This window comes from Hymenobacter properus, from assembly GCF_015694735.1.
In the GTDB taxonomy this organism is placed as follows: domain Bacteria; phylum Bacteroidota; class Bacteroidia; order Cytophagales; family Hymenobacteraceae; genus Hymenobacter; species Hymenobacter properus.
Genome location: NZ_JADQDP010000002.1, coordinates 1083972 through 1097314, shown reverse-complemented (window position 1 = coordinate 1097314; position 13343 = coordinate 1083972). Strand labels below are relative to the sequence as shown.

The 13343-nt window shown below is 57.5% G+C and carries 5 protein-coding genes; 4 read left to right on the top strand and 1 reads right to left on the bottom strand.

Going from position 1 to position 13343, the window contains the following annotated elements; translation table 11 throughout:
• Positions 1–12: 12 nt before the first annotated feature.
• Positions 13–3270 (bottom strand): SusC/RagA family TonB-linked outer membrane protein, encoded by a 3258-nt coding sequence (locus I2I01_RS10810; RefSeq protein WP_196286450.1) that lies wholly within the window; start codon positions 3268–3270, stop codon positions 13–15.
• Between the two features lie 971 nt (positions 3271–4241).
• On the opposite strand from I2I01_RS10810, the gene I2I01_RS10805 reads away from it, so the two are divergent.
• From I2I01_RS10805 to I2I01_RS10790, 4 genes are all read left to right on the top strand, one after another.
• On the top strand, positions 4242–7460 hold the full coding sequence (locus tag I2I01_RS10805) for a SusC/RagA family TonB-linked outer membrane protein (RefSeq protein WP_196286449.1): 3219 nt from the start codon (positions 4242–4244) through the stop codon (positions 7458–7460).
• A gap of 34 nt (positions 7461–7494) precedes the next feature.
• Positions 7495–9141: a SusD/RagB family nutrient-binding outer membrane lipoprotein gene (locus I2I01_RS10800; RefSeq protein ID WP_196286448.1), complete on the top strand. Its 1647-nt coding sequence runs from the start codon at positions 7495–7497 to the stop codon at positions 9139–9141.
• Between the two features lie 24 nt (positions 9142–9165).
• Complete coding sequence (locus tag I2I01_RS10795; RefSeq protein WP_196286447.1) at positions 9166–9810, top strand: hypothetical protein; 645 nt, start codon at positions 9166–9168, stop codon at positions 9808–9810.
• 251 nt (positions 9811–10061) lie between these two features.
• Positions 10062–13277, top strand: coding sequence for a SusC/RagA family TonB-linked outer membrane protein (locus tag I2I01_RS10790; protein WP_196286446.1), 3216 nt, complete (start codon positions 10062–10064; stop codon positions 13275–13277).
• Positions 13278–13343: the final 66 nt, after the last annotated feature.

Below are 13343 nucleotides of genomic sequence, written 5' to 3'. Positions count from 1 at the left end.
TGAATAAGCGGCTTAGAGAGTTACGTTCAGGGTCGCGCCGTAGAACTTGGTCGGCGGCGTGTTCAGGTTCGAGTTGATTCCTTGAGCGTTGGAGCTCGAAGTACCAAAGCTAAATTCCGGGTCGGTGTAGATGTTCTCTTTCGGCACCCAGGTGAAGATGTTACGACCGAAGAAGTTAATCGAAGCACCTTTCACGAAACCAGTTTTCGTCATCAGCGAAGCCGGCAGGGTGTAGCCCAGCGATACCTCACGAATCTTGAAGAACTTACCCGAAGTCACGTAGTTCTCAGCTACCGTACGGTTCCAGGTCGAGTTCTGGGCCCAGAACTCAGCACCGCCGGGGGTCAGGCCCGACGTGTTGGGCACGTAGGTAACAGCACCCGTGGTCGGGTCGGTACGGGGGATAGCCGAGTTGGGGTACACAAAGTTCTGACGGTCATACATGGTGCTGCGGGCGCCGCTGCCGGTGAAGTCGAGGTCTTCGCCGATGGCGTTATAAACCACATAGCCCGTGCGAAGTTCCCCTTGGCCAGCCAGCGTGATGCCTTTATAGCTGAACGAGGTGTTGAAGCCGTACTTGTACTTGGGGTTGGTGGTGCCGAAGGTCATCAGACCAGCGTCTTTCACCGGGTAGTAGTACTGAGTCGGGTCGCCCGTGGGGTCAGCCGTGTTCTTGGTCGGCGCCATCACGATGAGGTTGCTGCCATCGGTGGTGCGGGTGTAGAACGAGCCACGCAGAACCGGGAAGGGCTGGCCGGGAATGGCATACAGCTGAGCGTTGCCACCCGTCGACAGGGCCAGTTGGGTCAGGCCGTCAGGCAGCGAGATAACCTTGTTGCCGTTGTAGCTGAAGTTGCCGCCTACCGTCCAGGTGAAGCCGTTTTCCTGGCGGATGGGCGTCAGGTTCAGGTCGATTTCAACACCTTTGTTTTCCACTTCACCAGCGTTAATCGTGCTCGAAGCATAGCCCGTAGCACGCGAGATGCTGGTCGGAATCGTTTGGTTCTTGCTGTTCTGCTGGTAGAACGTCACAGCCGTCGACACCCGACGCTTCAGGAAGCTCAATTCGAGGCCAGCCTCATACGAGAGCGTGGTTTCCGGCAGCAGCGCGGGCGTTACCAGGCCGTCGCCAGCCGTGTACGAAGCCGTAGCACCGAAAGGATAGCCAGCACCCAGACCAAATACGGGTTGCAAAGCGTAAGCACCGAAAGTGGAGTATACACCAATGGTGCTGTTGTAAGGCTGCGAAGTAGTGCCGCCCAGGTTAACCTGGCTAACCTTGGTTGCACCAGCGCGAATCTTACCGTAATCCAGGAACGAATTCTCTTTCAAAGCCGGAATGGCATTGGTGAAGATGAAAGATGCGTCGATGGCGGGATAGAAGAAGCTGTTGTTGCCGGAGCTCAGGGTCGACACGTTGTCGTAACGGCCCGAACCGTGCACATACAGGAAGTCTTTGTAACCCACGGTAGCGTCAGCGTAGAACGCGTAAGAGCGCACGCGGGCGCTAGCATCAGCACCCGACAGGTTGCCTACGCGGTTCGACAGGTTGTACAGGCCCGGGGCCGACAGGCCGGTCGAGGCCACGTTGCGGTAGTTCGAGCTGAACTGCTGCACGTTGTTACCCAAAATGGCCTGCACCGAAATGTCGCCGAAGGTCTTGTCGAAGCTCAGGTAAGCATCGGAGTTGATGCGGTTCTGGTTGCTGGCGATGTCGCGCACAAAACCACCCGGCTGGTAGGTTTTGTAGGTGTTAGCCAAGGTATAGGCGCTCAGGTTGAGCTTGTTCTGGTACTGCAGGCTCGACTGGTCGATGTTGGTGATACCAATGCGGTAGATGGCGCGCAGCCAATCGAAAACTTTGTAATTCAGGTCAACACTGCCGATGAGCGTATTGCGCTTGTCGTTGGTGCGGTTGTTGTCGAGAATGTAGTAGGGGTTGTGGTAGAAGTTGTTGTAGTAGCCGTCGGGCGAAGCGTACTTGTTGTTCTGCCAGTCTTTGTACTCGGTGAGAGGCACCTGTACGCCGGTGTTGAACCAGTTCCAGTATACCGTTTCGTCACGGCTGATGTTCGACGTAGCGTCGGTACGGGCCAGCGTGTACGAGATGTTGGTGCCCACCGTGAGGCGGTTGAACTCGTGCGAAGCGTTGATGCGGAACGTGTTGCGGTCGAACACGTCCTTGGGCACGATGCCGGTGTTGTGCAGGTTCTGGTACGAAGCGTAGTACTTGGTTTTCTCATCGCCACCCGAGAACGTCACCGAGTTCTGCATCTGGTAGCCGGTGTTCCAGAAGTTGCGCTTCTCATTGGGACGAGCAACGTAGGGCAGCAGCTGCGTGGTGCCGTCCGACAGCACGTTGCCCAGCGGACGCGTCACGCCGTCGAAACGGGGGCCGAACTGCTGGTTTTCGAAGCTGTTGTACTGGTAGTCTTCGTTCGTGTCAACTGCGTTGTTCGGAGCGAAGGGCTCGCGGGTCTGGTTCCAGGAGTTGGCACCCAGGCCAAATTGGTCCTGGAACTTGGGCAGGAACGAAACCGATTCGAACTGCGAGGTTTGCGAGAACGTCACCTGCGACGTGGTGCTGCCTTTCTTGGTGGTAATTACCATAGCACCGTTCGAAGCCTGCGAGCCATAAAGAGCGGCGGCGTTAGCACCTTTCAGCACCGAGATGCTGGCCACGTCGTCGGGGTTCAGAGCGAGCAGGGCGTCGTTGGTCGAGATGTTGCCGTCGATAACGATAAGGGCTTCGTTGTTGCCCAGCAGCGAGCGGTTGCCACGCAGCGTCACGCGTACCTGGGGGTTGATGCCCGAGTTCACGGTCTGAATTTGCAAGCCCGATACCTTACCAGCCAGGCCGTTGGTCACGTTGGTCACGCGGGCCTGGTTGATTTCTTTGGTGTCGAGCGTAGCGGTGGCATAGCCCACCTGGCCCGACTGGCGCTGAATGCCCAGCGCACCCGTTACCACAACTTCGCCGAGTTGCTTCACATCGGGCGCCAGGGCTACGGTGTAGGTGGCGCTGCTGCCAATGGCCTGGTCAACCGAAGCATAGCCAATGGAGCTAATGGTGAGGGTCGTGGCCGAAGACGGGACGCTCAGGCTAAAAGCACCGTCTGCATTTGTTGAAGCTCCTACCGTGGTGCCCTTCACCAGCACGGTAGCGCCGGGCAGGCCCTGACCGGAGGCCCGGTCAGTAACACGCCCGGATATCGTCCGGTCTTGGGCATAGACCTGCTGCAACAGGCCGGTCATTAGAAGCATGACCATACATAAGAGTTTTTTCATTTGACTGTTTGGTTGGTGAGTGAAAAGGTTGAAGAATGAATGGTGAGTGAAGCGGCAATTATACAAGAAAATTAGCTTCAAACAGGGCAGCAGGCGGAGCAAAAGCATATTCCGCCTGGCCGAATCACCCGTTTGGCAGCAACAAAGCCACTGGTTGCGAAGGGCTCAACGCCGAAGCCAGGGTCCTGCCACGCAAGCGTGCTTAATGGCATTTTAGGTCAAATCGGGTCGGTATGGGGCATAGGCAAATGGTATAAATGAATGAATGTTACTGCTTTAAAGAGCAGAAGGAATTGCTACAGAAGCCCAAACGCAGTCCGCTTCGCAAATCCAATTTTCGGCAAGGTATCACAGGTTTGCATTACCGGGCCATTACGCAAATAAAACCTAAATATGATTTATGGATGAATTATGCGAAAAAAGCTGCGCTCAAAAAACGCCCGCAAAAGTCATCTAAACTAGGTTTTTCGCTTGTAGCTACTGCCTGAATGCCCCCGCGGCATTCTGCAGCATTAAAGTAATAAACCAATTTATACAGGAAAAATCAATTTTAAAAGCCCGTAAGTCACATTTCAGCAAAATCTAAAAGGAGTTGCCGAGCATTAATTCATAGTAATACATGCAGCAATTTGTTTTCATTTTAGCAAATGAAATGGTTTTAGCAGTGCATGGTTCGCAATTGGGGTAACCAACCTATGGGAACATCGGCATAGCCAAAGCCTGCCATTGGTCAATAAAGTCGCTGTGCGAGATTGACTATCGGCCTTGTGTAATCCGGCCATCTCTGGCATCATCAGAGTCGAAAGAAGGGACCAAGAAGAAGGCTGCCGCTTTAGGAGAAATTCTGATTTATAGTGGAAATTTTCGCGGGCGGCAGTACTTTCAACTTTTAAAATACCACCCTTCTGTTTCTTTTTCCCTTTTTCTCAATCACACCCACTTTACACAACTCAATGAAGAGAACCTTACTAATGAGCCTGCTTCTGCTCCTGACCCTGGTTGGGCAGAGCTGGGCCCAGAGCCGTTCCGTATCTGGACGCGTGCTCGACAAAAGCACCAACGAAGGCTTGCCGGGGGTAAGCGTCATCGTGAAAGGCACCAACACCGGCACGGCTACCGACGCCGACGGTCGCTTTACGGTAACGGTGACGAACTCGACTACCGTGTTGCAATTCAAATACCTGGGCTACCTCACCACCGAGCAGGCGGTGGGCAGCTCCGATAAGGTAGACGTTGCCATGGCTGTTGACAACAAGCAGCTGGACGAGGTGACCGTAACGGCCCTGGGTATTTCGCGCGAGAAGCGCGCCCTGGGCTACGCCGTGTCGGAAGTAAAGTCCGAACAAGTGGTGCAGAAATCCGAGCCGGACATTTTGCGCACGCTCACGGGCAAAGTGCCGGGCGTGAACATTGTGAGCTCGAGCGGCGTCCCAGGGGCGTCGTCGCGCATCACCATCCGGGGCAATACGTCGTTCTACGGCGAAAACCAGCCCCTTTTCGTGGTAGACGGCGTTCCGTACGACAACTCCCAGACCGAGTCGGACAACCCCATCACCAACGGTGCCTCTTATTCGAGCCGCACCGCCGATGTTGACCCCAACAACATCGCCTCCATCAACGTGCTGAAAGGCGCAGCTGCGGCAGCGCTTTACGGCTCGCGTGCAGCCGGCGGCGTTATCGTTATTACGACCAAAACCGGCGGTGGCGGCCAGCGCGGCCCCAAAGGCATTCAGATTGGCTACACCACCGGCTACTCGATGGAGAAAATTGCCGGCCTGCCCGACTACCAGAACAAGTACGGCGCCGGGGCCAACTTCGTCAACTCCAGTGCAAACGGCTCGTGGGGCCCGGAGTTTGGCAATCACGACCAAGGCGCGCCCGATTCCATTGCGCACCCCCAAGCCGGTGACCCCAACTTCCCCAATATCCCCCTCGGCACGAAGATTCCTTATAAGGCCTACCCCAACAACGTAAAGGACTTCTTCAAGACGGGCCACGTGTTTGAGAACTCAGTATCGTTGAACAGCACCAGCGACAACGCAACGTTCACCACCATTCTCTCGCGTGCCGACCAGCAGGGCATCATCCCCAACTCGTCGTTTGTGCGTAATAACATCAGCACCGGCGGTTCGGGCAAGTTCAATAAGTTCACCATCAGCGGCAACGTTGCTTACACCAACACCAACCAGCAAGGCCCTCTGGGGGGCGCCAACAACCTGCTGGCCGGCAGCGCTTCGGCGTTTTCGCGCACACTGTTCCTGACCCGCAGCCTCGACCTGCAGGGCCTGCCCTACATCGACCCGGTGACGCACGCCTCGACCTTTGCGTGGCTTTCGCGCCAGGCCGACAACCCGCTGTGGTCGGTTGAAAACGCTATCTATACCTCGCGTGTCGACCGCGTAGTGGGCAGCGTGGGCCTGTCATATGCCATCAAGGACTGGTTGACGGTGACGTACACCGGCGGCTTCAACACCTACACCGACAGCCGCCGCACCACCATCCGGCCCGGCTCCAACGCCAACTTCCGCATCAGCTCGGTGCTGGAAGACAACCTCCAGAACCTGGAAATGGAGCAAACCCTGCTCCTGAACTTCAACAAAAACATCACCGAAGACCTGAGCCTGACCGCCAGCGTGGGCCAGAACATCAACGCCCGCAAGTTTGACGGCCGCTCGAACATTGGCTACGGCATTGTGACATTCGGCATCGACAACATCGAAAACACCAAGGAGAAGAGCACCTACGGCTACGCTTACTCGGAGCGTCGCCTGATGGGCCTGCTGGGCAACGCCACCCTGGGCTATAAAAACTTCGCCTTCCTGACGCTGACGGGCCGCAACGACTTCTCGTCGACGCTGAACAAAGACGGCGTGATTGGCAACACGGGCCGCTCGTTCTTCTATTCGAGCGCGGCCGCTTCGCTGGTTCTCAACGAAGCACTCAAGCTGGACTACCGCTGGCTGGACCTGGCCAAGTTGCGCGTGGCCTACGGCCGCGTGGGCCGCGATGCGCCGGCTTACCGCTCAGGCCCCACCACGTACTACATTCCTTCGGGTAGCTTCCCCTTCCTGGGCCAGCCCGGCGTTTCGATTAGCAGCACCATCAACAACCCCGGCCTGACGCCGGAGTTTACGAACGAACTGGAACTTGGCGCCGAGCTGGCCCTGTTCCGCAACCGCATCTCGTTCAACGGTACTTATTATAACCGTCGCTCAACCCAGTTGATTGCACCGCGCATTCTGCCGGCAGCTACAGGCTACAGCGACTACTGGACCAACTTCGGTGCGATTAAAAACGAAGGCACTGAAATAGCGCTGACGGTGGTTCCGGTCGAAACCTCTGGTTTCCGCTGGAGCAGCACTTTCAACTTCACGCTCAACCGCAATATTGTGAAGCAGACTCTGGACGGCGACACCCTTACGCTCGGGGGCGCTTTCAACCTCTTGTCGCTGCTCATTCCCGGCCAGCCCTACGGCGTGCTCTATGGCACTACCCCCAAGCGCACCGAAGACGGCCAGCTGCTGGTTGACCCCGTCAGCGGCCGCTTGGTGCCCGGCGGCAACAAGATTATTGGCAACCCGAACCCGGATTTCATCATGGGCTTCATCAACCAGTTCACGTACAAAGGCTTCACGCTGAACACCCTGATTGACTACCGCAAAGGCGGCTCTATTTACTCGACGACCCTGCAGGAAGAGCTGGGCCGCGGCGTAACGAAAGACACTGAGGACCGCAACCGTCTGGTTATCATCGACGGCGTGCGCTACAACCCCGTGACCAAAGGTCCGGCTACGGATACCAACGGCAACTTCATTCGCAACACCACCGCCATCAGCCTCAACGACTATTACTTCTCGAGCGCTGGCGTGGGTGGCGGTGCCGCTACCAACGGCTACAACGAACAGTCGATGTACGACGCCACCACCGTGCGCTTGCGCGAAGTGACGCTGGGCTACGACCTGCCCAAGTCCATTCTGGGCAAGACGCCGTTCAGCGTGGTCAACATCTCGGTATCGGGTCGCAACCTGTACTGGTACTCGCCCAACCTGCCGAAGCACTCCAACTTCGACCCCGAGACGAACACCTTCGGCTCGAGCAACGTGCAGGGCATTGAGCTGACGAACGCGCCCAATACCCGGCGCTACGGTGTGAACCTGCGGGTGACGTTCTAATTCTGACTTACGCCTCTGGGCTCCAATTTCATCCATGAAAATTCATCAGATTTGCGCGACGCTGGCCTTGGCCGGTACGTTCGCCGTCGTTTCCGGCTGCAAAGACTTCTATGCCGTCAACGTCAACCCGCTTTATCCTACGTCCACCACGCTGAACACGCTGCTGCCCGTGGCGCAGGTGAGCATGGCCAGCGACCTGGGCGACAACGTGGGCGGCCTCAGCCAGTACACAATGGGCTTGATGCAGCAGCTTTACAGCACCCGCGGCATCGGCAACTTTGCCCAGACCGGGGGCTCGTTTGGAGGGCCGTGGTCGGACCTGTACACGTCGATGCTCACCAACAACCAAATCATCATCGACCAGGGCACCAAAGAAGCCCAATGGGGCTACGTGGGCGTGGCGCAGCTGCAAAAGGCCTACGTGTTCAGCCAGATGGTGGACCTGTGGGGTGACATTCCCTACTCGGAAGCTTTGAAAGGCGCGGCCAACCTGGCACCTCGCTTTGATAAGGATTCTGACATCTACAACGGCTCGGCCGATGGCTCGATTCAGGGCTTGTTTTCGCTCATCGACGAAGCCCTGGCCAACCTGGCCAAAGCCCCCAGCAACGCTACACTGAACGATGCCGACCTGATTTACAAAGGCTCGCTCGACAAGTGGGCCCGTTTTGGCCGCACGCTGAAGCTGAAGCTTTACAACCAAATCCGCAAAACGAATTCGAACGCCACGGTCATCAGCCAGGTTACGCCCCTGCTGAACTCGCAGCTGATAGAGGAAGGTGGCGACCTGCAGTTGGCGTATTCGACCAGCATCAGCCCCGACAACCGCAACCCCGGTTACGTGATTGATTACAACTCCAACCCGGAGAACCACATCGGCCGCTACTTCTACGAGGACATGAAGACGAAGAACGACCCGCGGGTGCGTTACTACTTCTTCAACCAGCTCAAAGACAACGCGACGACGACCAACCAGGACTACATCAACGGCAACTTCGTGACGGTGCGCCCCGGCTCGACGGGCCAGTTCACGAGCTCGGCCTCGACGGCAGCGGTTCAAACCCTACAGGGCCTCTACCCCATCGGCGGCCGCTACGACGACGGCAACGGCAGCACCGGGGTGCCCACTGCCAAGGGCGTGGCACCGCAGCGCCTGCTCACCTACTACGCCCGCAAATACACGGAGGCAGAACTGCAGCTCATGGTGCTCAACAACACCGCTGCCGCCCGTGCCGCGCTGGTAGAGGCCCTCAACGCCTCGTTCAACAAAGTCAACACCATTGCTGCCGTCGATGGCAGCCCGGTTATGACTACGGCCCAAATCAATGGCTACATCAACCGCGTGGCCACGCCGCTCAGCAACTCGGGCCCGCTCGACCGCTTCGACCGCGCTACTAATAATGAGGACCGTTTGGAAGTGATTATGTACGAAAAGTACGTGGCCAGCTTCGGCTATGGCGTCGATGTGTACACCGACTTCCGCCGCACGCACCACCCGCAAATTCGCGTGTCGCAGCAAGCCGCCGACCCCAGCCGCGGCCTGCTGCCCGATGATGGGGGCACGCTGTCGCAGGGCATCTTCCCCTACCGCTTCTACTACCCCACCAGCGACCTGATTCTGAATCCGAACTCGCCGCGGACGCAGGCGCCCCTCACCAGCCGTATTTTCTGGGACCGCTAGGCCGTTCCGTTCATTCACCAGCCTTTGAACATCCCCATGAACAAGTATTTCACCCGTTTTTTCCTGCTTCTGGTGGCGGTAGGCTCCCTAGCCTCCTGCCGCGAATCCAGCAAGATACCCGCTCCGGCCATCGAGAGCGTTCCGCTGATTATCCCGGTAATCAACCCCCAGAAATCGTACTTCGACTACACCACCAGCCGTCCATCGACGAACACCATCAAGGCTTCGGGCGCTTCCCGGCCGGTGTTTGAGTTTGTGGTTAACCCCTCGGAGGGTTACGCTGAGATTCAGACGGTAGAGGTTTACAAAAGCATCCGCCGCGGTACCATTCTCGGCCCTCGGGTGAAGTTCAGGGAACTGACGTCCTTTCCAGCAACAATCACGATTGACAGCCAGGAAGCACTCAGAGACCTGTATTACACGAGCCCAATTGCCCCAACCCCTGCAAACCCCAATCCTACTGCTCCGGTTGCAGCGCTCGCGCCCAACGATGCCACCATCAACCGGATACTGAACGGCGACGCGGTGGTCTTCACCTTTGAGTACGTGATGAAAGACGGCCGCCGCATCATCCTTACCCCCCTCTCTACTTCGTCGGGGTCGGTAGGTGCGCCCACGGGCACGCAGGTAAACGCTCCCTACGCCGCTATTGCGGAATTCCGAATCTAATCAAATCACACCGGCCTGAAGCACAGGTCTAACTGCAGCGGCAGTAAGAGGACTTCACCGTCCTTTTACTGCCGCTTTTTTGTAGTTCAATGCAAGACAGCCTTTTATAAAATGAGTTACTTATTACAATTTCAACTCATTTGTGAAATTTTCATGAGTAAAGCTTGTTTTCATTGCGTTTATTTAACTAGCCTGATGTATTTTTGAAATGTAAACTCACCATTACCATTTTAATTTTTAACCTTTTGTCCATGAAAAAAATCTTACTCATGAGCCTAATGCTCATGTTTACTCTTCTACACGGGGCGATGGCACAGACGCGCACCGTTACTGGCCGGGTGACCGACCAGGCCACTGGAACCGGCCTGCCCGGTGTCACAGTGTTGCTTAAAGGCACCACCAACGGTGTATCCACGAATTCGGACGGTGCTTTCAGCCTTTCCGTGCCCGAATCTGGCGGCACGCTTGTGTTCAGCTCGGTGGGCATGACCACGCAGGAACGCGCCATTGGCTCCGATTCGCAGTTCTCGGTGGCGCTGGTAACGGATACTAAGCAACTGAACGAAGTAGTGGTAACCGGCTACGGCGCCCAGCAAGAGCGTCGGAACGTGACCGGCGCCATTGCTACGGTGAGCTCGGCTCAGTACCGCGACCAGCCTATCATCGGTGTTGACCAGGCTTTGCAGGGCCGGGCCGCTGGTGTTCAGGTGACGCAGAGCTCGGGCACGCCCGGCTCGGGTATCAGCGTGCGGGTGCGCGGCGCGGCATCGATTGGTGCCAGCAACGAGCCGCTTTATGTAGTGGACGGTTTGCCCGTTATCACCGGCAACACGACCCAGCTTGCATCGGGCAACCAGCTGACCAACGGCCTGAACGACATCAACCCCAATGATATTGAGTCGATTGAGGTGCTGAAAGACGCCTCTGCGGCGGCCATTTATGGCTCGCGTGCCTCCAACGGCGTAGTGCTGATTACCACCAAGCGTGGCAAGTCCGGCAAAGCCCGCATCGACTTGGATTACTACACGGGCGCCCAGTCGGTGTGGAAAAAGCCGCAGGTGCTGAACGGTGAGCAGCAAACCCAGCTGTTCCTGGATGCCGCCGCCAACCGCTACCCGGCCAACGCCAACGGCAACTACCCTGCTTTCGGTTATGTATTCCGCACAAACGCCGACCTAGCCGCATATATCTACGGCCCTGGCGACGTTGGCCCCGCTGACGCCGCCGGCATCCGGAACTATGTGACCCCGGCTGGCAACCCCATCCGCCCGCTGACCCAGTTCCAGAACCCCAGCACGGCCATCAGCACCAACTGGAGCAACGAGGTGCTGCGCACCGCCCCCATTAGCAACTACGGCCTGACCTTCTCGGGTGGTTCGGACGCCAGCCGCTACCGTTTGGCCTTGAACTATTTCGACCAGCAAGGCACCGTGGTTGGCTCGGGCTTCTCCCGCGGCAGCGCCCGTTTGAGCGTGGATAACAAGTTGTCGGAGAAGGTTCGGATGGGTACTACCCTCGGCCTGACCCAGAGCGTGAACAACCGCATCAACAACGACAACAGCATCTACGGTGTGCTCACGACGGCCCGCCTTACGCCTGCCGACTACCCCATTTACAATGCGAACGGCACCTACTACAAGGATGCCAGCTCGTTGGAAAACCCGGTGGCAGCTGCTAAAGAGCCTTACATCAAGTCGACCAACAACCGCTTGATTGGCAGCCAGTACACCGAATTCGAACTCATCAAAAACCTGAAGTACCGGGCCACCTTCGGCATTGACTTTACCTATGGCCGCGATGACCGTTTCTATTCGACGCTGACCCGCGCCGGCGCCACCTCGAGCGGCGACGCCACGGCTGCTACGCTGCAAGACCTCAACTACAACCACATCAGCGCCTTCAACTACTCGAAAACCTTCGGCGAAGACCACACGCTGAGCGCTTTGTTGGTAGCTGAATTCCAGCGCGACCGCGAGAGCGACATCTTTACGAACGTGACGGGCTTCCCCAGCAACTCCATCCGCGAACTGGCTGCCGGCGCTACGAAAGTGACCTCGACTTCTTCTACGACCGGCAACGCGCTGTTCGGCACGCTGGCTAAAATCGATTATGCTTTCAAGGGCCGCTACCTGCTGAGCGCATCCGTACGCCGTGACCAGTCGTCGCGCTTCGGTGCCGACAACCAGGTGGGTTACTTCCCGGCTGGCTCGGTGGGCTGGCGTGTGCTGGACGAGGCATTCCTCAAAGACCAGACGGTGGTGAGCGAACTGAAGCTGCGCGGTAGCTACGGCGAAACCGGCAACCAGCCCACGGCCAACTTCGGTTCGCGCGGCCTGATTGGCCCCGGCGCCAACTACCTGGAGCGTGGCGGCCTGGCCTTCACGCAGCTGGCCAACCCCAACCTGAAGTGGGAGCGCACCCGCCAGACCGACATCGGTATTGACCTGGGTTTCCTGCAGAACCGTTTCTACGTCTCGGCAGACGTTTACGAGCGTAAAACCGATGACCTGCTGCTGAGCCAGAACCTGCCCTCCGACACCGGCTTCCTGAGCTACAGCTCGAACGTGGGTGCCATTCAGAACAAAGGCCTCGAATTCGCCCTGACGACCATCAACTTCCGCAACGAAGGCACGGGCTTCAACTGGGAAACGAACTTCAACATCAGCTTCAACCGCAACGAGGTAACGAAGCTGTCGGACCCCAACCCCCTCGGCTTGGCGCAGGGCTTCGCCAGCCGCCTCATCGTGGGCCAGCCGCTGGGTGCGTTCTACGGCTACCGCGTCGACCACATTTTCCAGACCCAGGAAGAAATCAATAACCTGGATGCCGCTGCCCGCGCCGCTACCGGCCTGTCTAGCGCAACCTACCAGACGGCCCTCACGCGCCCTGGCGACATCAAGTTCAAGGACCTGAACGGCGATGGCCGTATCACGGTTGCTGACCAGGAAATCATTGGCACCGCCCAGCCCAAGTTCTACGGCGGCATCACCAACACCCTGCGTTTCAAAGGCTTTGACTTCAACGTGTTCCTGCAGTACAACGTGGGCAACAAAATTCTCAACGCCTCGGCTACCAGCACTCAGGGCATGAGCACGAGCTACGGCCAGGACGCCATTGTACTGAACCGGTGGACGCCCACCAACACCGATACCAACGTGCCCCGTGCAGTATACGGCGACCCCAACACCAACGCCCGTTATTCGGACCGTTTCCTGGAGGATGGTTCTTACGCCCGCTTCAAGAGCGTGACCCTGGGCTACACCCTGCCTAGCACCCTCACCACCCGCGCCCACTTGCGCACGGTGCGTATCTACGCGCAGGCGCAGAACCTGGTGACGTTCACCAAATACACGGGCCTCGACCCCGAAGTAAGCACATTCAGCAGCTCTAACACCTCGCTGGGCACGGACTTCTTCACCTATCCGCAAGCGCGCACCATCACCGGTGGCGTTACTCTGGGCTTCTAATCTTTTGCTACACGTAAACCATGCAACTATTTAATTTTCGTCAAATTGCTACCCGTTCGGCCTTGC

Coding starts and splice junctions, on each gene's coding strand:
- I2I01_RS10810 (WP_196286450.1), bottom strand. CDS start 3,270: ATGGTCATGCTTCTAATGACCGGCCTGTTGCAGCAGGTCTATGCCCAA.
- I2I01_RS10805 (WP_196286449.1), top strand. CDS start 4,242: ATGAAGAGAACCTTACTAATGAGCCTGCTTCTGCTCCTGACCCTGGTT.
- I2I01_RS10800 (WP_196286448.1), top strand. CDS start 7,495: ATGAAAATTCATCAGATTTGCGCGACGCTGGCCTTGGCCGGTACGTTC.
- I2I01_RS10790 (WP_196286446.1), top strand. CDS start 10,062: ATGAAAAAAATCTTACTCATGAGCCTAATGCTCATGTTTACTCTTCTA.